We start from the raw sequence: 19,615 nt of genomic DNA, 5'->3' as shown, positions 1-19,615 counted from the left end.
TGCCGTGCACCGGAGAGCCTTGCTTTGATTGTTTCGAGCTTAGGCCGCGAGCGCTTCCTTCGCCTTCTTCGCGCCGAGTTCGCCGAGCGCGCGCTTGTATTCGGTCGGGAAGACCTTCACGAACTGACGGCGCGACGCATCCCAGTTTTCGAGCAGCGCCTTCGCACGCGGCGATCCGGTGAACTGGAAGTGACGCTCGACGAGACCCTTGAGCAGCGCTTCGTCGGTCTGGCCGGTGTGCCACAGCGCGCGATCCACCGTGCGCTCCTGCTCGGCCTGCTGCAGCAGCGGATCGAGCGCGACCATCGACTTGTTGCACTTGGCGGCGAACGTGCCGTCCGGGTCGTACACGAACGCGATACCGCCCGACATGCCCGCTGCGAAGTTGCGTCCCGTCTCGCCGAGCACGACCACCGTGCCGCCCGTCATGTATTCGCAGCCGTGGTCGCCCGTGCCTTCGACGACCGCCGTCGCGCCCGAGTTACGCACGCAGAAGCGCTCCCCCGCGACGCCGCGGAAATACGATTCGCCTTCGATCGCGCCGTACATCACCGTGTTGCCGCAGATGATGTTTTCCTCGGACTTGCCGCGGAAGTCGTTCGTCGGGCGAATGATGATGCGCCCGCCCGACAGGCCCTTGCCGACGTAGTCGTTGCCGTCGCCGACGAGATCCAGCGTCACGCCCTTCGCGAGAAACGCGCCGAAGCTCTGGCCCGCCGTGCCCTTCAACTGGATGTGGATCGTGTCGTCGGGCAGACCGTCGTGGCCGTACTTCTTCGCGATCAGGCCGGACAGCATCGCGCCGACCGTGCGATTCACGTTGCGCACCGGCTGGATGAACGAGACATGCTCGCCCTTCTCGATCGCCGCCTTCGACTTCTCGATCAGCACGTGATCGAGCGCCTTGTCGAGACCGTGATCCTGCACATCGACGTGCTTGCGCGCGACTTCGTTCGCCACCGGCACCTGATAGAAGATGCGCGAGAAGTCGAGACCCTTCGCCTTCCAGTGCTCGACGCCCTTCTTCGTGTCGAGCAGATCGACGCGGCCGATGAGATCATCGAACTTGCGCAGGCCCAGTTGCGCCATGATTTCGCGCACTTCTTCCGCGACGAAGAAGAAGTAGTTGACGACATGCTCCGGCTGGCCCGTGAACTTCGCGCGCAGCACCGGGTCTTGCGTCGCGACGCCGACCGGGCACGTGTTCAGATGGCACTTGCGCATCATGATGCAGCCTTCGACGACGAGCGGCGCCGTCGCGAAGCCGAATTCGTCCGCGCCGAGCAGCGCGCCGATCACGACGTCGCGGCCGGTCTTCATCTGACCGTCCGCCTGCACGCGGATGCGGCCACGCAGACGGTTCAGCACGAGCGTCTGCTGCGTTTCGGCGAGGCCGAGTTCCCACGGCGTGCCCGCGTGCTTGAGCGACGACAAGGGCGACGCGCCCGTGCCGCCGTCATGACCGGCGATCACGACGTGATCCGCCTTCGCCTTCGCCACGCCCGCTGCCACGGTGCCGACGCCGACTTCCGACACGAGCTTCACCGAGATGCTCGACGACGAGTTCACGTTCTTCAAATCGTGAATGAGCTGCGCGAGGTCTTCGATCGAATAGATGTCGTGGTGCGGCGGCGGCGAAATCAGCCCGACGCCCGGCACCGAATAACGCAGCTTGCCGATGTAATCCGACACCTTGTGGCCCGGCAACTGGCCGCCTTCGCCCGGCTTCGCGCCCTGCGCCATCTTGATCTGGATCTGATCGGCCGACGACAGGTACTCCGCCGTCACGCCGAAACGTCCCGACGCGACCTGCTTGATCTTCGAGCGCAGCGAATCGCCGTCCTTCAGCGGGATGTCGGTGACGACTTCCTTGCCGATGATCGATTGCAGCGTGTCGCCGTTCTTGATCGGAATGCCGCGCAGTTCGTTGCGATAACGCGTTTCGTCCTCGCCGCCTTCGCCGGTGTTCGACTTGCCGCCGATGCGGTTCATCGCGACCGCGAGCGTGGCGTGCGCTTCCGTGCTGATCGAGCCGAGCGACATCGCGCCGGTCGCGAAGCGCTTCACGATGTCCTTCGCCGATTCCACTTCGTCGAGCGGAATGGCCTTCGCCGGATCGAGCCTGAACTCGAAGAGACCACGGAACGTCATGTGACGGCGCGTCTGGTCGTTGATCAGATGCGCGTATTCCTTGTACGTCTGGTACGAATTGCTGCGCGCCGAATGTTGCAGCTTGGCGATCGCATCCGGCGTCCACATGTGCTCTTCGCCGCGCACGCGGTACGCGTACTCGCCGCCCGCATCGAGCATGTTGGCGAGGACCGGGTTGTCGCCGAACGCCTCGCGATGCAGGCGAATGGCTTCCTCGGCCACTTCGAAGATGCCGATGCCGCCGACCTTCGACGCCGTGCCCTTGAAATACTTCTCCACGAGATCCGACGACAGGCCGACCGCCTCGAAAATCTGCGCGCCGGTGTAGGACATGTAAGTGGAAATGCCCATCTTCGACATGACCTTGTGCAGGCCCTTGCCGACTGCCTTCGTGAAGTTGTAGATGGCCTTGTCCGCCGAGAGATCGCCCTTCAGCCCTTCGGCCATGTTGGCGAGCGTTTCCAGCGCGAGGTACGGATGCACGGCTTCCGCGCCGTAGCCCGCGAGCAGCGCGAAGTGATGCGTCTCGCGCGCCGAACCCGTTTCCACGACGAGACCCGTGCTCGTGCGCAGGCCGTGCTGCACGAGGTGCGTGTGGATCGCGGACGTGGCGAGCAGCGCCGGAATCGCGACGTTATCGCGGTCCATCTTGCGGTCCGACACGATCAGGATGTTGTAGCCGGACTTCACGGCATCGACGGCTTCGGCGCACAGCGACGCGATGCGCGCTTCCACGCCTTCCTTGCCCCACGCCGCCGGATAGCAGATGCTCAGTTCGTACGAGCGGAACTTGCCGCCGGTGTACGTATCGATCGCGCGGATCTTCGCGATGTCCTTGAAGTCGAGCACGGGCTGCGACACTTCGAGGCGCATCGTCGGGTTGATGTTGATGGTGTCGAGCAGGTTCGGCTTCGGCCCGATGAACGAGACGAGCGACATCACCATGTTCTCGCGGATCGGATCGATCGGCGGGTTCGTCACTTGCGCGAACAACTGCTTGAAGTAGTGATACAGCGTCTTGTTCTTGCTGGACATGACCGCGAGCGGCGAGTCGTTGCCCATCGAGCCGATCGCTTCCTCGCCCGATTGCGCCATCGGCGCCATCAGGAACTTCACGTCCTCTTGCGTGTAGCCGAACGCCTGCTGACGGTCGAGCAGCGCGGCGGCCTCGCGGCGCTGCGTTTCGACGTCCTCGGCCTTCGGCTCGATCTCGTCGAGCTTGATGCGCACGGCGTCGATCCAGCTCTTGTACGGCTTCGCGTTCGCGAGGTTGTCCTTGAGCTCCTTGTCCTCGATGATGCGGCCCTGCTCCATGTCGATCAGGAACATCTTGCCCGGCTGCAGACGCCACTTCTTCACGATCTTCGATTCGGGAATCGGCAGCACGCCGGATTCCGACGCGAGGATCACGAGATCGTCGTCGGTCACGAGATAACGCGCCGGACGCAGGCCGTTGCGGTCCAGCGTCGCGCCGATCTGGCGGCCGTCCGTGAACGCGATCGCGGCGGGGCCGTCCCACGGCTCCATCATCGCGGCGTGATATTCGTAGAACGCGCGGCGGTTCTCGTCCATCAGCGTGTGCTGTTCCCAGGCTTCCGGGATCATCATCATCATTGCGTGGACGAGCGGGTAGCCGGCCATCACCAGCAGTTCGAGACAGTTGTCGAACGAAGCGGTGTCCGACTGGCCCGGATAGATCAGCGGCCAGAGCTTCGGCAGGTCGTCGCCGAGCACGTACGATGCGATCGCGCCGGTGCGCGCGTTCAGCCAGTTGACGTTGCCCTTCACGGTGTTGATTTCACCGTTGTGCGCGATCATGCGATACGGGTGCGCGAGTTCCCACGCCGGGAACGTGTTGGTCGAGAAGCGCTGGTGCACGAGCGCGAGCGCGGAGACGACGCGCTCGTCCTGCAAGTCGCGGTAGTACACGCCGACCTGACCGGCCAGCAGCAGGCCCTTGTAGACGACCGTGCGCGAGGACATCGACGGCACGAAGTATTCCTTGCCGTGCTTGAGCTTGAGCGCCTGAATGCGATGGCTTGCCGTCTTGCGGATGATGTACAGCTTGCGCTCGAGCGCATCCGTCACGACGATGTCCTTGCCGCGCCCGATGAAGATCATGCGGATGAGCGGCTCGCTCGCCTTCACGGCGGGTGAAATCGGCATGTTGCCGTCGACGGGCACGTCGCGCCAGCCGAGCACGACCTGGCCTTCGGCCTTCACCGTGCGTTCGAGTTCCTGCTCGCACGCGAGACGCGACGCGTGTTCCTTCGGCAGGAAGATCATGCCGACGCCGTATTCGCCGGCGGGCGGCAGCGTCACACCCTGCTTGGCCATCTCCTCGCGATAGAAGCCGTCCGGCACCTGAATCAGGATGCCGGCGCCGTCGCCCATCAGCGGGTCTGCGCCGACCGCGCCCCGGTGATCGAGGTTCTCAAGAATCTTGAGACCCTGCTGAATGATCTCGTGGCTTTTCTTGCCCTTGATATGGGCGACGAAGCCGACGCCGCAAGCGTCATGTTCGTTGGCAGGGTCGTACATGCCCTGCGCGGCGGGAAGCGAACCGGCTGCCGGCTGCTGATGATCGTTCATGGGGACACCGTCTCTACTGTGAGGGGCCGACTCGGCCGTTGAATCGTTTTTCTGTTGCCCGCGGCGCGATTCGCTGATCGCGCGCCGCGAGGCGGGTGCGCTATGACGCGCTGCACCGCAAAACCGCCGGAAATCGAAATATACGCGACGAATCAAAGCGATGGCAAATAAAACATGATGATCCGGCACCTATTATGGTTATGGTGCAAAAGCGCCCCAATAAATAAGTGCCATATCAATGCGAGCCGAAAATAAACGGCGTTCGCCAAACACGAGACGCCGTTCGTTGGTGTCCTTGCCGCCAGGCGCCTTATCCCTACTGGGCTTGCGGCGTTTCCCGGACTTTGCGTGGACGCCCGCGCGGCAACGGCGACACGCGCCGGTTCGCCGCCCGCGACGCCCATTCGCGGTAGGCATCGCTGCCGAGCACCCAGCCTTTGAGCGTGGCCTGGAGGAGACGCGTGGTCTCGCGTTCGTCGAGCGGCTGCTCGCACAGTTCCCTGTACGCGTGCTGACGCTCGAAGGGCGTGTTGCCGAGCGACCAGAAAAGCGGGTGATCGGTGATGAGCGGATCGAGCGTCACGCCGATGTGATGCCGGTAGCTCGACCACTTGTAGTCCTGCGGCGCCGCTGCGAGCTGCGCGCGGACAGGCGCCATTTCGACGACGCGCGTCGCGAGCAGGAAATAGCGCTCGCCTTCGATGACCGTCGCGCGATAGCGTCCTTCCCACAGCGTGCCGCGCCGCATGTAACGCCGGTTGAAGTGCGCGACGTATCGACGTCCGACCGCCTGCATCGCCTTCGGCAGGCTGGCCTCGTCGCGCGGCGTCACGAGCAGATGCACGGCCTGCGGCATCAGCGCGTAGGCATGAATGGAAAGGTGATGATCGCGTGAAGCCGTCCTCAAGCAGTCGATGAAAAGCTCGTAGTCCTGGTCGTCGACGAAGGCAGGTTGCTGGTCGAGACCACGCAGGATGACATGCTGCGGCTGTTCGGGAACGTAGAGTCGTGCAAGCCGTGCCATTCTGGATATTCCGTTGGTCGCGTTTGTGTTACCCCGTTCGGGGGCTGACTGGAGACGCCGCTGCGGCGGGGTTCGAGGCGCATGCAAGCGCCGTGCAACGCGTTTCCGAAGCCGCTTGCCACCTAGGGAAAATGCTCTACGGAACCGCTATGGTTAGATTGAAACGTTGTGTTCATAATGGGCGTGCTTTCAGGAGGAGCACAAATTGAAAATAAAACAAGTCGTAACGGGGATCGCAGCATTGGCGTGTGTGTCCACGGCGGCACAGGCACAATCGGCTGGGTCCATTTATGCAACGGCAGGCTGGTTTCACTTCGCCCCACAGGACAGCAGCGGTCCGCTCAAAGAAACAAGTGTAGGCGGATCTCCCGTCAATATCAGCGTGCCGGGTACGGGCGCCGGCATCAGCAGCGCGGATACGGCAGGCTTCACGCTCGGCTACTTCGTCACCGACCACATCGCCACTGAATTCGAAATTGGCATTCCGCCCACGTTCGACCTCAACGGAACGGGAACGCTCTCGCGGTACGGCAAGATCGGCAGCGCGAAGCAATGGAGCCCAACGCTGCTTTTCAAATACTTCTTTAATGAACCGCAGGCCAAGTTTCGCCCGTTCGTCGGCGTGGGCGTGACGCGCACCTGGTTCACCGACGCGCAAATCAACAACACGGCGTTCGAAGGCTCCGTTCTGCATGGTCCGACCACGGTCGATACGGATAGTTCGTGGGCGCCGGTCTTTAATGTCGGCGCTGTCTACAATTTCACGGAGCACTGGTTCGCGGGTTTTTCCGTCTCGTTCATTCCGTTGAAGGCAACGGCCAAGCTGAGCACGCAAGCGCAAACGCCGGTCGGCACACTCAACGTTCAGTCGCAGGCAAAGATCACCATCAACCCGATCGTGACGTACCTGCGCGTAGGCTATCGCTTTTGATATCACATGCGGCCACGCGCCGGTACCGAATTGCGACTCCACGAAACGCCGTTATGCCATGCTGCATAGCGGCGTTTTGTTTTACACGCGCCTTGTAAATCTGACTCGCCGAGCGCGCGAGACGCCGCAGTAATTACGCATGACGGTCGCCGCACGTGCGTTTGCAGCGGGCAACAGCCGCCCCGGCATTCAACTTGCTCAAGACACCTTCCCCGCGATATTCGCGGGCACCTCCATCCACGATTCATCCATCGACGGAGCGAACTATGAACGCACTGCCCAACACGCGAGACGCCATCGGAGATTCATGGAACAGCACGAGCCGCCGCGCACGCCGCATGGCGCGTCATGGCCGCGAAGCAGCCGAGGATATCGGCGTCGAACTGCGCGCCCTGCTCTCCGAACTCGAAGAAGCGCTGTCGGACGGCGCGTCCGCTGACGCCGCCGCACTGCGCTCGCGCATCAGCGATCAAATCGATTCCGCCCGCGCGCGACTGAGCGGCACGCAAGCCGCCGTCCGCGAGCGCGCCGCCGCCGCACTCGACGACGCCGACGCCTATCTGCACGACAGGCCGTGGCAAACCATCGCGATCGTCGGCGGCCTGGCGCTGGTCGCGGGCATCCTGCTCGCCCGCGCCCGCTGACGCGCGGTCACTTCGACGCATCGTTCAGAAAATCCGCGCCGATGATGTCGATGCGATCCGTACAGATTGCATCGACGCCCCATCGCGCGATGAGCCGCGCCCGCTCCGGCTCGTTCACCGTGTAGGCGAGGACGCGCAATCCGGCGTCCTTGATCTCGCGCACGAGGTTCTCATCGAGCGAACGATGGTCCGCATGCAGCGACACGCAACCGAGCGCGGCGGTCTGCGCACGCCAGTCCGCCGGCACGCGCTCGTACAACATGCCGCGCGGGAGCGTCGGCGCGGCGTCGCGCGCGGCCTCCAACGCCGCATATGAAAACGACGACAACAGCGGTTCGGGCTCCGCATCGTTCCAGAGGCGCGCCGCCTCGCGCGCCACGCGTTCGCCCGTTTCCACTTCGCGCCCCGGGCACGGCTTGATCTCGATGTTCGCGGCCATGTTGAGCAAAGCGCATCGCTCGCGCACTTCGGCAAGCGTGGGCATATGCGCGCCCGCGAATTCCTTTCCGAACCACGCGCCGGCGTCGAGCGCGCGCAATTGCGCGTAAGTCATCGACTTCGCCGCGCCCTGCCCGTTCGACGTGCGATCCACGTCGTCGTCATGCAGCAGGAACACGACATCGTCGGCGGACAGCTTGGCATCGAACTCGATCATCTTGAGACCGAAACGCGCGCCCGTGTCGATGCCTTCCAGCGTGTTCTCCGGCGCGAGCTTGCCGCCGCCGCGATGCGCGACGATGGCGGGATAAGGCCAGGTTCTCATGTCAAAGCCTCCTTCAGTTCGCGCGCAGCCCGGTGGCCGGATCGAAAAAATGCAGATGCTGCGCCGGCACCGATACAACCAGCTTCTCGCCGCGCACCGGCCGATGCGCATGCGGCAGGCGCGCCGCCACGTCATGCTTGCCCCACTTGCCGTGCGCGAGATTGTCCGCGCCGAGCAGTTCCGCCGAATCGACTTCGAGCACGGCTTGCGCGGCCTCGCTGTTGCCGGGCGTCATGTGCTCCGGCCGAATGCCGACGATCCACTCGCGCCCGTTCATCGCGCTGCCGGCATGGCTCACGTTGCCCGCGCCCGCGACCGGCAGCTTCGGCCCGCCGCCCGCTACTTCGAACACCGAACCGTCTTCGGACAGGCGGCCTTCGAGCAGATTCATGGCCGGCGATCCGATAAAGCTCGCCACGAACACGGTTGCCGGGCGCTCGTACACGTCGGTCGGCGCGCCGATCTGCTCCGCGTGGCCCTTGTTCATCACGATGACACGCTGCGCGAGCGTCATGGCCTCGATCTGGTCGTGCGTGACGTACAGGCTCGTGGTCGCGAGACGCGCGTGCAGCCGCTGAATCTCAAGGCGCATTTGCACGCGCAGTTTCGCATCCAGATTCGACAGCGGTTCGTCGAACAGAAACACGGCCGGTTCGCGCACGATGGCGCGTCCCATTGCGACGCGCTGCCGCTGCCCGCCCGACAACTCGCGCGGCTTGCGCGCGAGCAGATGCTCCAGTTCCAGAATGCGCGCGGCGTTCGCCACGCGGCTCTCGATTGTCCCGCGATCCACACCGCCGATCTTGAGCGCATAAGCCATATTCTGCGCGACGCTCATGTGCGGATAAAGTGCGTAATTCTGAAAGACCATCGCGATATCGCGATCTTTCGGTTCCAGCTTGTTCACGACCTTGCCGCCGATCTCGATCGTGCCTTCCGACACGCTTTCGAGCCCCGCGACCATGCGCAGAAGCGTCGACTTGCCGCAGCCGGACGGTCCCACCATCACGACGAACTCGCCGTCGTTGACGGCTACATCGATGCCGTGCAGCACGAATTGCGTGCCGTCGTAAGTCTTCTTGACGCCTTTGAGTGTCAGCGCAGCCATTGATCCCCGCTCTCCCTTTTACTTTTCCGCGTCCACGAGACCGCGCACGAACCAGCGCTGCATCGTCAGCACGACGACGAGCGGCGGCAGCATCGCGAGCAGCGTCGCAGTCATCACGAGATGCCATTCGGTCGCGGTATCGCCCGAGGCGATCATGCTCTTGATGCCGACCACCGCCGTTTGCAGCGACTGCTGATTGGTGATGAGAATCGGCCAGAGGTACTGGTTCCAGCCGTAGATAAAGGTAATGACGAATAGCGCCGCGATGTTCGTCTTCGAGAGCGGCAGCACCACGTCCCAGAAAAAGCGCAGCGGCCCCGCGCCGTCGATGCGCGCCGCTTCCATCAGCTCGTCGGGCAGCGTCATGAAGAACTGGCGGAAGAGGAACGTCGCCGTCGCGGATGCGATCAGCGGCAGCGTGAGGCCGGCGTACGTGTTGACGAGATGCATCGACGATACGACTTGCACCGTCGGAAAGATGCGCACTTCGACGGGCAGCATCAGCGTGATGAAGATCAGCCAGAACGCGAGGTTCTTCATCGGGAAACGGAAGAAGACGATGGCATACGCCGAGATGATCGACACCGCGATCTTGCCGATGGCAATCACGAGCGCCATCACGAGGCTGTTGACGAGCATGCGCCCGAACGGCGCGGCCGCATTGCCGCTGCCGTAGCTCCATATATGCGCGATGTTCTCGAAGAGATGCGTGCTCGGGATCAGCGAAAGCGGGACGCTGAACACTTCTTTCGCGTTCATCGAGGCCGCGCAGAACGCGACGTACACCGGAAAGACGATCAGCGCGACGCCGAGAATCAGCACCGCGTGACAGAAGATATCGAAGCCGCGACGGTTTTCGATCATGAATATTGCACCCTGCGTTCGACGAAGCGGAATTGCACGATGGTCAGCGCGATGACGATCACCATCAGCACGACCGACTGCGCGCCCGAGCTGCCGATGTCGAGTCCCTGGAAGCCTTCCGCGAAGATCTTGTAGATGAGCGTCTTGGTCGATTGCGCGGGGCCGCCGCCGGTGGCGGCATCGATGACGGGGAAGGTATCGAAGAACGCGTAGACGAGATTGACGACCAGCAGGAAGAAGCTCGTTGGCGACAAGAGCGGCAGCGCGATGCCGAAGAAGCGTCGCACGGGACCGGCGCCGTCGATGGCGGCGGCTTCGATCAGCGATTGCGGAATCGCCTGCAAGCCGGCGTAGAAGAACAGGAAGTTATAGCTGACCTGCTTCCAGACGGAGGCGAGCACCACGAGAAACATCGCCTGCGTGCCGTTGAGCGCGTGATTCCACACGACGCCCTGCTTCGCGAGCGCATACGTCACGAGCCCGATGCTCGGATTGAACAGGAACGACCACAGCACCGCCGCGATCGCGGGCGCGACGGCATACGGCCAGATCAAAAGCGTCTGGTACGCCTTCGCGCCGCGCGTCACGCGATCCGCGCACGCGGCGAGCAGCAGCGAAATCGCGAGGCCGGACACGGTGACGAGCGCGCAGAAGATCATCGTCGTACTGAACGACGACAGATACAGCGGGTCCGCGAAAAGCTGCCGGAAGTTCGCGAGACCGACGAATTCGCTCGACGTGCCGAAGGCGTCCTGGCTTTGCGTCGCCTGCCAGAGCGCGACGCCCGCGGGCCAGAGAAAGAAGAGCGCGGTGATCGCGAGCTGCGGCGCGACGAGCAGATACGGCAACACGCTCGTGTCGAAACGAGACCGTTTTTCCATCGGTATGTCCTGAACGGCGCCCGCGATTTTGGCGCGGGCGCATGCCTTTAGGTTGGCGTTCGACGCGGCTTAACCGCCGCTCTTCTCGAAGCGGCGCAGCAGTTCGTCGCCGCGCTGCACGGAAGAATCGAGCGCCTGTTGCGGCGTCTTCTTGTCGGCCCAGACCTGCTCCAGCTCTTCATCGACGATGGTGCGAATCTGCGGCATGTTGCCGAGACGCAGGCCCTTCGTGTAGGCGAGCGGCGGCTTGTTCAGCATCTGCTTGATGGCGATGTCCGCGCCGGGGTTCTTGTCGTAGAAGCCCTGCTTTTGCGTGAGTTCGTAAGCGGCGGTGGTCACGGGCAGATAACCCGTGTCCTGATGCCACTTCGCCGCGACTTGGGGCGACGCCAGATACGCGAGGAACTTCGCGACGCCCTTGTACACGGCCGGGTCCTTGCCCGACAGCACCCACAGACTCGCGCCGCCGATGATCGCGTTCTGCGGCGCGCCCTTCACGCTCGCGTCGTAAGGCATCATGCCGACGCCATAATCGAACTTCGCGTACTTCTGGATGGTCGCGCGCGAGCCCGACGAGTTCGTGATGATTCCGCAGTCGCCGCTATAGAACTTCGAGACCGGCTCGTCCTTGCGGCCCACGTAGGTGAACGTGCCTTCCTTCGCCATCTTCTGCAGGAACTGGATATGCGCGACCTGCAGCGGCTTGTTGAACTCGAGTTTCGCGTCGAGTCCGTCGAAGCCATTGTTCTTCGACGCGAACGGCGCCGCGTGCCACGCGCTGTAGTTCTCGAGCTGAATCCAGCTTTGCCAGCCCGACGAATACCCGCACGAATAGCCCGCCGCCTTCAGCTTCTTCGCGTCGGCTTCGACATCGGCCCAGGTCTTCGGCGGCTGGTTAGGATCGAGGCCGGCCTTCTTGAACGCCTCCTTGTTGTAATAGAGGACGGGCGTGGAACTGTTGAAGGGCATCGAGATGAGATGGCCGGTCTTCGCGTCGCTGTAGTAGCCGGCGATGGTCGGCACGAACGCCTTTTCGTCGAGCGGCACGCCCGCCTGCTTGAACACGTCGGAGACCGGGAGCACGGCCTTCTTCGCCTGCATCATCGTCGCGGTGCCGACTTCGTAAACTTGCAGGATCGCGGGCGCGTTGCCGCTGCGATACGCCGCGATGCCCGCCGCCAGCGTCTGATCATAGGTGCCCTTGAAGACCGGGACGATCGTGTAATCGCTCTGCGACGCGTTGAAGTCCTTCGCAATGTCGTTCACGCGCTCGCCGAGGGCGGCTTCCATGGCGTGCCAGAACTGGATTTCCGTCGCGGCGTGGGCCGCGGTGCTGGCGCCGAAAGCCAGAATGGCCGCAGCCGAAATCGAACGGAACGAGGGCGTGCATTTCATCGATGAGTCTCCTTATTGCGGATTCGCGCGTGGAAAAGCGCGATCCTAGTTGTTGTCGATGACAAACAGACGTTGGTATTCCTTCAGTGCGTAACGGTCCGTCATTCCCGCGATGTAATGCGCGATGAGCCGCGCCTGCGTGCTGTCATGGCCGGGCGCGGCGGCGTCGTTCGCCGATACCTCCGCCACGGCGAGACGCGCCTGATAAGCCGGCGGCAACAGGCGCGGGTCGTCGGTGAAGGCGTCGAAGAGACCGGTCACGACGCGCTTCGCCTTGTTGGCCATGCGCATGACGCGGTAATGGCGGTAGAGGTTCTTGAAGAGAAAGCGCTTGAGCGCGGCGGCTTGCGCGGCGACTTCATCGCTATGCGCGACGAGCGTCGGCGCATTGCGCACGTCGTCGATGGAAGCGGGCGCGACGCGCGCGAGATTGCGGCTCGTCGTCTCGATCAGATCGACGATCAGCGTGTTGATGATGCGGCGGATGGTCTCGTGAATGAGCCTGCGCCCTTCGATGTCCGGAAACTCCGCGCGCGCCGCGTCGAAGTGCGTGTGCCACAGACTGACTTCGGAGAGCTGGTCGAGCGTGAGCAGGCCCGAGCGAAGGCCGTCGTCGACATCGTGATTGTTATACGCGATTTCATCCGCGACGTTCGCGATCTGTGCTTCGAGCGACGGCTGCTTGCCGGTGAGAAAACGCTCGCCGAGGTCGCCGAGCTTGCGCGCATTTTCGCGCGAGCAATGTTTGAGAATGCCTTCACGCGTTTCGAAGCACAGATTGAGGCCGTCGAACGCGCCGTAATGCTCTTCGAGCTGATCAACGACGGCGAGGCTCTGCAGATTGTGTTCGAAGCCGCCGTGATCGCGCATGCATTCGTGCAGCGCATCCTGCCCGGCGTGGCCGAAAGGCGTATGGCCGAGATCGTGCGCGAGCGATATCGCTTCGACCAGGTCTTCATTGAGCCGCAGATTGCGCGCGACCGAACGGGCGATCTGCGCGACTTCGAGGCTATGCGTGAGACGCGTGCGAAAGAGGTCGCCTTCGTGATTGACGAAGACCTGCGTCTTGTATTCGAGCCGGCGAAAAGCCGTCGAATGCACGATGCGGTCGCGGTCGCGCTGGAACTCCGTGCGCGCGGCAGGCGGCGCTTCCGCATACCGGCGACCGCGCGATGTCGAAGAACGCGCCGCATACGGCGCAAGATGGGCTTCGAGCGCCAGTTGCGACGGCGCTCCGAATTCGGCTTCTGTTTCGCTCACCGGCTGCTCCGCATCGTCGTGGTTCCGGCTGCTGCGTGATTGATCGGTCAGACGCTGGCTGCGAGCGTCGCGCGCACCGCCTGATCCGGCGCACTCGTTATTTCGGTCGCGCCGAAGCGGGTCAGCAGAATGAATTTGATCTCGCCGGCTTCGGCTTTCTTGTCGACTTTCATCAGGTCGACGTAGCGATCGTCGCCCAGCTTCGGGCCGACGACCGGCAGCTTCGCCGCCTCGATCACGCGCACGAGCCGCCGGCGCGCGGCGTCGTCGAGCTTGCCGAGGCGCACGGAAAGATCCGCCGCCATGACCATGCCGCAACCGACCGCTTCGCCGTGCAGCCATTCGCCGTAGCCGAGTCCGGCTTCGATCGCGTGACCGAACGTGTGACCGAAATTGAGGATGGCGCGCTGCCCGCCTTCCCGTTCGTCCGACGCCACGACCGACGCCTTGATCTCGCACGAACGCTTGACCGCATGCGCGAGCGCGCTTTCGTCGCGGGAATTGAGCGCGCCGATGTTCGCTTCGATCCAGTCGAAGAATTCGGCATCGGCAATTGCGCCTGTCTTGATGACTTCCGCGATGCCCGCCGCCAGTTCGCGCTCGGGCAGCGTGTGCAGCGCGCCGATATCCGCGATGACGGCCTGCGGCTGATAGAACGCGCCGATCATGTTCTTGCCGAGCGGATGATTGATGCCCGTCTTGCCGCCGACCGACGAATCCACTTGCGCGAGCAGCGTGGTCGGCACCTGGATGAACGGCACGCCGCGCATGTAGCACGCGGCCGCGAAGCCGGTCATGTCGCCGACGACGCCGCCGCCCAGCGCGATCAGCGTCGTCTTGCGATCGGCGCGATCGGTGAGCAACGCATCGAAGATGGTGTTGAGCGTTTCCCAGTTCTTGTGCGCTTCGCCGTCCGGCAGCACGACGGTCGTCACTTTCTTGCCGAGCGGTTCGAGCGCGGCGCGGAGTGCGTCGCCATAGAGCGGATCGACCGTGGAATTGGTGACGATGGCCACCGACGCGCCCTTGATATGCGGCGCAAAAAGCTCCGTGCGGCCGATCAGCCCCGCACCGATATGAATGGGATAGGCGCGCTCGCCCAGTTCGACGTTGACGGTGATCGTTGGGGTAATCATGGCGGACATTATGACTCAGCCGACTTGACGACGCCGGCCACCTCCAGTTGCATCAGGACCATGTTGACGAGCGCGTTGACGGTCGGCCGCCCGGTCTCGACGACGAAATGCGCGCACTCGTGATAGAGCGGATCGCGCGTCTGAAACAGCGCTTCGAGCTTGCCGCGCGGATCTTCCGTTTGCAGCAGCGGCCGGTTCTTGTCGCGGCGCGTGCGCTGCCAGAGATCGTGAGGATTCGCGCGCAGATAAATGACGATGCCGCGATTCTTCAGATGTTCGCGATTATCGGATCGCAGCACCGCGCCGCCGCCCGTCGCGAGCACGATGCCGCTCTTCTGCGACAGCTCGTCGATGACATTGGCCTCGCGCTGCCGGAAACCCGCCTCGCCTTCCAGCTCCCAGATCACGGGGATGCGCGCGCCGGTGCGCGCTTCGATCTCCAGATCGGAATCGATGAACGAGCGCTGCAAGCGGCGCGCAACCGCGCGGCCCACGGTGGTTTTACCCGCCCCCATGAGTCCGACGAAAAAGATGTTCGCGTTCGCGTGCCCTTCCTGCAACCTTGATCCTTTGACAATATGCAATTTGTTCGTGCGGCAGCTTAAGGGCAAACTGCCCGCTTTGTCGAGTCGCGCGGGCGGCCTCATCCCTTTGCTGCCACCACATGCGGCGTGATCAGGATGACCAGCTCGCTGTGCGACTTGCGCCGCGCATCGTGACGAAAGAGCCAGCCGATCAGCGGCAGCTTCGAGAGGCCCGGCACGCCGGTGACATCGACATGTTCGTCCTCTGAATAGATACCGCCGATCGCCACCGTCCCGCCGTCCTCCACTTCCACGCGCGTCTGCACATGCTTCGTGTTGATGGCCGGCCCCGCCGCCGTCTGCTCACCGACGCTGTCTTTCGCCACGTCCAGATCGAGAATGACGTGCCCGTGCGGCGTGATTTGCGGCTCGACCTCCAGTTTGAGCGCAGCGCGCCGAAACTGCACGCCCGACACGCCATTGCCGACCTTCGCCTGATACGGCAGCTCGGTGCCCTGCTCGACGACCGCCTTCGCGCGATCCGCCGTCACGACGCGCGGCCGCGAAACGATCTGTCCCCGCCCTTCGGCTTCGAGCGCGCTGAGTTCGATATCGAGCAGCCGCGTGGCTTGCGCGGCGAACAGCGTGAGTCCGGCGGTCGCGGCGTCGAAGCCGTTGAGCGGACGCGCCGAGAGATCGTATACCACGCCGTCCTTGCCGCCCGCGACGCCGCGCGCCGAATCGCCCGTCGGCGCGACGCCCAGCTTCACGCCGAGATTGCGCGACAGCCCGGTCTCGCCCTCGACGATCCGCGCCTCGATCATCACCTGCGGCGTCGGCTTGTCGATGGATGCGATCAGATCCGCGATCTGCCGCACGCGTGCATCGAGATCGGTGACGAAGAGCAGATTGGTGCGCGCATCGGCCATGGCGGAGCCGCGCTTGGACAGCACGCGCTGGGTGCCGGAACCCGTCAGCAGCTTGCGCACATCCTCTGCGCGCGGATAGCGCAGCGTGAACGTGCGGCTCGCGAGCGGTTCGAGGTCCGCCGCACGGGCGTGCGCCTCGTAGCGCAGCTTTTCGCGCGCGGCGAGTTCGGCGAGCGGCGCGACCCAGATCACGTTGCCGTGCTGCTCCATCGCGAGGCCGTTGACTTCGAGGAGCGTATCGAACGCGCGCCGCCACGGCACGGCGACGAGGTTGATCGACACCTGCCCGCGCACCTTTTCGCTCGCGATGATGTTGAGGCCGGTGAAGCGCGCGAACGCTTGCAACGCGGCGCTCAGGTCGGCGTTTTTCAGGTCGAGGGTGATGGGCTTGCCGTCGTCGTTCTTCGAACCGCTCAGGCGTTCGAGTTCCGGCAGCGGCACGGGCGGACCTTCGAGCGGCTCGGCGGTGTCCGGCGCGGGCTTCTCCGCGCTTGCCGTTTGTGATGCGGACGGCGTCGGCGATACCGGCGGCACGGTCGTATCGATCGCGAATTGATCGGTCGGGAGCGTATCGAGCGATGCGGGCAGCGGCGGAAACGGCGCGACCGGTGCATCGTCGGTTTCGGCCGCCATTGCCGCGCGCGCGACGATGATCGCCGCCACGCTCATCGTCCGGATGATGCGAAGCACCTTGCTCACTTGCGATCCTCCGCGAACGTTAGCGTGCGCGATGCGCCATCGGCGCTCGCGAGCTGTATCACGCGCGGCTGGACGCTTTGCAGCCGCTCGTCGCCGATCTTCTGCCCCGGTTCGTAATGTTCGATGTCCTTCGCGCTCTGCACGAGCGCCATCGCGCGACGGCGTTCGACCATGGTGCCGACGAGCAGCATGCCCGCGTCGCGCGCCAGGCCGCTTGCGCCGTCCGTGCCGAACGGATCGACGACGAACGCGTCCGTGCGCGCGGGCGCGGCCAGCGCAACGGCGGGCAGCGTTTCGTGGATGCGCAGGGTCGCGTCGATCGTCAACGCGCCGGGCTGACGCTTGATCTGCACGGCTTCCGGCACGACCAGACGCGGCAGGCCGGCGAGCGCTTCGAGGAAGCGGCGGATCTCGGGAAATGCGCCTTCCGCGCGAAGCGTGAGCGCGCGCTCGGACGCGGGCTGCGTCGCTGGCCGCGTGCCGCCTTTGGCCGATTGCGGCTCGATTTCCGTCACGCGCAGTCCGCTTTGCGCGGCGAGCGCGGCCACGGCGTGAAGCGCATCGGCGGCGGTCCACGTCACGGGCGTCAGGCTTCCGGCCGCGACGCGCGCCCGCAGTTCCGGCAATTGCACGACGATCGTGTGCGCATCGGCGGCCTTGCGCTGGGTCGCGGCGAGCGCGTTTTGGGCGGCATCGCGCTGACTCAGGCCCGAAGCGAGCCAGGCTTGCAGGCCGAGCGCGAAGACGGCCGCGAACAGCACGAGCGCCGTCAGCGCGGTGCGTCGCGCCGACCACTCGTGGAGCGGCCGGAGAATCGACTGGCGAATACGCGCGGGCGAACGCGAACGCGCGGGCAAAGTCATCGTGATGGTGTTCATTGCGTGTTCCCTTTCGTTGCGGAAGTCGTTTGGCTGTCGCGCGTCTTGCCGTTCGCCGACACCTTCGCCGGCACAACAGCCGTCTCGCGCTCGCCCGCCCCGTAACGCACGAGCGCGGTGAATTCGTATCGGTCGATGGACGGCGCCGCCGCATCGCGTTTAGCGGACGGCGAGACTTCCAAGTGCCGCTTCATCTCGACGACCTCCACCGACTGCACGCCGCGCAAGTCCTCCAGACGCTTGAGCCAGCGCGACGCCGTCTGCGAATCGGGCGCGAGCGCGGAAAGCTCGACTTCATCGGCACGCTGCGAAACCCGCTGCAAGACGACTTCCGTGCGGGGCGGCGCATCGGCGAGCACGTCCAGCAGCGCGAGAAAGCGGTCGCGCGGCGCGACGAGCGGTTGCGCGGCCTCACGCGCGCGGCGTCGCTCGGCCTCGGCATGAAGAAGCCGCGCGTGCTCGTCGATCGCCGCGCTCGATGTGCGCAACGTCGCTTCGAGCGCGATGCGCCGGTCATCGAGACGCATCCGCGCGAACGCGTCCCAGCCGACGACGCCGCCGACAGCCGCGCATCCCGCAAGACTCGCGGCGGCGAGTATCGCGAGGCGCTGTCGTCGCAATGCGCGGCGCTTCTGCGAACGGTGAGGCAGTAGGTTGAATCCGTCGGCGATGGCCGCGCCGGTCATTGCAGCACCTCGCGCAACGCAAGCCCGAACGCGGTGGCGAACAGCGGCGAGTGTTTCAGCGCGGCGTCGATGTCGGATGCGCCGTTGCAATACGGCGCCGATTCGAACGGCAGCGCGGGACAGCCGAACATCTTCGCCAGCGCGGGCAGCGGCAAGCCCGCGTTCGCCAGCAACTGCGTCTGGCCGCCGACGTAGGCGCAATCGACCGGCAAGGTCTCGCCCGCCAGATCGCGCAACGCCTCCGCGACGCTCGCGTACTCCGGCGCGGGATAACGCCCCTCGCTTTCGACGTCGCCCGCATTGACGATCCACCCGTGCAGCCCCGCGCCTTCGAGCCAGCAGACGAGATAACGCGCGTCGGGACCAAGCTCGACGCGGCCCGAATGACGCATCGCGCGCAACGCCGCGGCCGGTTCACCGTCGATCGCACAGAGCGCGATACCCGCCGCCGCCGCCGACTCGACGCGCGCCTCCACATGCCGCCGCGCCGTCGCGGCGATCGCCACGTGCGTCTGGCCGTCCTCGCGAGTCTCGACGGACCAGTCCACCGCGAGCGCGCCGCGCTCCATGCCCGAAACGCGCTCCGCCTCGGCGAGCACTGCCGGTTCGAGCAAGCCGCACGGATCGCCGCCGATTGCGCTCATGTCCGCGTGGCGCGCATCCATCAGCCGCGCGAGCGGGACGCGCGTGGTGAGCGTTGCCGATGCGGGCAGGCCCATCGAGCAGCGCAGCGCGCGCCACGCGCCGTCTTGCGGCATGCGGCCGACCGCTTCGCGCAACGCGGCGACGACGGCCGCGCGATCGACGAAATCGCCGCCTACGACCGCGCCCGCCGCAATCGGCACCGCATCCAGATGCTCGACGCACACCGTCGAATCCCGTTTCAGCCGCCGGCTGAGCACCGCGAGCCGCACCGCGTCCTCGCTCACGTCAATGCCCGCCGCGAATCGCCGCGTGGCCGTCAGTACCTTGCCGCGCAACGTGTTTTCCTTTGCCATGACCGCTCCTCGTTCACTCGCGCGCCGAACCGTTCGCGCGCTTTTCGATGGAGGAATTGTCGTGACGGCGGCGCACGGCGAACATTCGGCCGAATGGCTAACGCGAGCGATGACACGATGTTTTCGCGGGGCATCGCGCGTATCTTGATGGT

16 protein-coding genes are annotated in these 19,615 nt (G+C 64.6%); 2 read left to right on the top strand and 14 right to left on the bottom strand.

The features are described from left to right. Positions 1-39: 39 nt before the first annotated feature. Together AWB72_RS25125 and AWB72_RS25120 are read right to left on the bottom strand one after the other, a co-directional pair. Entirely contained in the window at positions 40-4,743 is a 4,704-nt protein-coding gene (locus tag AWB72_RS25125) for a glutamate synthase-related protein (protein WP_040050436.1), read from the bottom strand. A 316-nt stretch (positions 4,744-5,059) separates the two neighbouring features. After that, entirely contained in the window at positions 5,060-5,767 is a 708-nt protein-coding gene (locus tag AWB72_RS25120) for a transposase (protein ID WP_040050437.1), read from the bottom strand. Between the two features lie 205 nt (positions 5,768-5,972). On the opposite strand from AWB72_RS25120, the gene AWB72_RS25115 reads away from it, so the two are divergent. Both AWB72_RS25115 and AWB72_RS25110 read left to right on the top strand, forming a co-directional pair. Then, on the top strand, positions 5,973-6,698 hold the full coding sequence (locus AWB72_RS25115) for an OmpW/AlkL family protein (protein ID WP_040050438.1): 726 nt from the start codon (positions 5,973-5,975) through the stop codon (positions 6,696-6,698). Between the two features lie 266 nt (positions 6,699-6,964). After that, positions 6,965-7,342 (top strand): ElaB/YgaM/YqjD family protein, encoded by a 378-nt coding sequence (locus AWB72_RS25110; RefSeq protein WP_040050439.1) that lies wholly within the window; start codon positions 6,965-6,967, stop codon positions 7,340-7,342. 7 nt (positions 7,343-7,349) lie between these two features. Here AWB72_RS25110 and ugpQ read toward each other — a convergent pair whose 3' ends face one another. The 12 genes from ugpQ to pilM all read right to left on the bottom strand — a co-directional run bounded on the left by ugpQ (position 7,350) and on the right by pilM (position 19,463). Then, positions 7,350-8,105, bottom strand: a complete 756-nt coding sequence (gene ugpQ, locus AWB72_RS25105) for a glycerophosphodiester phosphodiesterase (RefSeq protein WP_040050440.1) — start codon at positions 8,103-8,105, stop codon at positions 7,350-7,352. A 13-nt stretch (positions 8,106-8,118) separates the two neighbouring features. Beyond that, entirely contained in the window at positions 8,119-9,213 is a 1,095-nt protein-coding gene (locus AWB72_RS25100) for a sn-glycerol-3-phosphate import ATP-binding protein UgpC (RefSeq protein ID WP_040050441.1), read from the bottom strand. 18 nt (positions 9,214-9,231) lie between these two features. Then, positions 9,232-10,077 carry a sn-glycerol-3-phosphate ABC transporter permease UgpE gene (gene ugpE / locus AWB72_RS25095; RefSeq protein ID WP_040050442.1) on the bottom strand — a complete coding sequence of 282 codons (846 nt, stop codon included), beginning with the start codon at positions 10,075-10,077 and terminating at the stop codon, positions 9,232-9,234. Beyond that, positions 10,074-10,958 (bottom strand): sn-glycerol-3-phosphate ABC transporter permease UgpA, encoded by an 885-nt coding sequence (ugpA, locus tag AWB72_RS25090; protein WP_040050443.1) that lies wholly within the window; start codon positions 10,956-10,958, stop codon positions 10,074-10,076. The genes ugpE and ugpA overlap by 4 nt, the downstream gene beginning before the upstream one ends. A 69-nt stretch (positions 10,959-11,027) precedes the next feature. Beyond that, a complete protein-coding gene (gene ugpB / locus AWB72_RS25085; protein ID WP_040050444.1) occupies positions 11,028-12,353 on the bottom strand; it encodes a sn-glycerol-3-phosphate ABC transporter substrate-binding protein UgpB in 1,326 nt (441 codons plus the stop codon). Between the two features lie 45 nt (positions 12,354-12,398). Beyond that, the gene (locus tag AWB72_RS25080; RefSeq protein WP_087128810.1) at positions 12,399-13,613 is read right to left on the bottom strand and encodes a deoxyguanosinetriphosphate triphosphohydrolase; all 1,215 of its coding nucleotides are present in this window, start codon (positions 13,611-13,613) and stop codon (positions 12,399-12,401) included. A 47-nt stretch (positions 13,614-13,660) separates the two neighbouring features. Further along, positions 13,661-14,758 (bottom strand): 3-dehydroquinate synthase, encoded by a 1,098-nt coding sequence (aroB, locus tag AWB72_RS25075; protein ID WP_040050446.1) that lies wholly within the window; start codon positions 14,756-14,758, stop codon positions 13,661-13,663. Further along, positions 14,758-15,309, bottom strand: a complete 552-nt coding sequence (locus tag AWB72_RS25070) for a shikimate kinase (protein ID WP_040050447.1) — start codon at positions 15,307-15,309, stop codon at positions 14,758-14,760. Before AWB72_RS25070 ends, aroB begins: the two co-directional genes overlap by 1 nt. Positions 15,310-15,392: 83 nt before the next feature. Further along, positions 15,393-16,871, bottom strand: coding sequence for a type IV pilus secretin PilQ (locus AWB72_RS25065; protein WP_040050484.1), 1,479 nt, complete (start codon positions 16,869-16,871; stop codon positions 15,393-15,395). A gap of 26 nt (positions 16,872-16,897) precedes the next feature. Next, positions 16,898-17,779 carry a type 4a pilus biogenesis protein PilO gene (locus AWB72_RS25060; protein ID WP_040050448.1) on the bottom strand — a complete coding sequence of 294 codons (882 nt, stop codon included), beginning with the start codon at positions 17,777-17,779 and terminating at the stop codon, positions 16,898-16,900. After that, positions 17,776-18,465 carry a PilN domain-containing protein gene (locus AWB72_RS25055; RefSeq protein ID WP_084592873.1) on the bottom strand — a complete coding sequence of 230 codons (690 nt, stop codon included), beginning with the start codon at positions 18,463-18,465 and terminating at the stop codon, positions 17,776-17,778. The genes AWB72_RS25060 and AWB72_RS25055 overlap by 4 nt, the downstream gene beginning before the upstream one ends. After that, positions 18,462-19,463, bottom strand: a complete 1,002-nt coding sequence (pilM, locus tag AWB72_RS25050) for a type IV pilus biogenesis protein PilM (RefSeq protein ID WP_087128809.1) — start codon at positions 19,461-19,463, stop codon at positions 18,462-18,464. Before pilM ends, AWB72_RS25055 begins: the two co-directional genes overlap by 4 nt. Between the last annotated feature and the right edge of the window lie 152 nt (positions 19,464-19,615).

The organism is Caballeronia concitans (assembly GCF_001544615.1).
Lineage (GTDB): Bacteria > Pseudomonadota > Gammaproteobacteria > Burkholderiales > Burkholderiaceae > Caballeronia > Caballeronia concitans.
The sequence above is the reverse complement of the archived record's forward strand: the minus strand, read 5'-3'. Positions and strand labels throughout refer to the sequence as shown.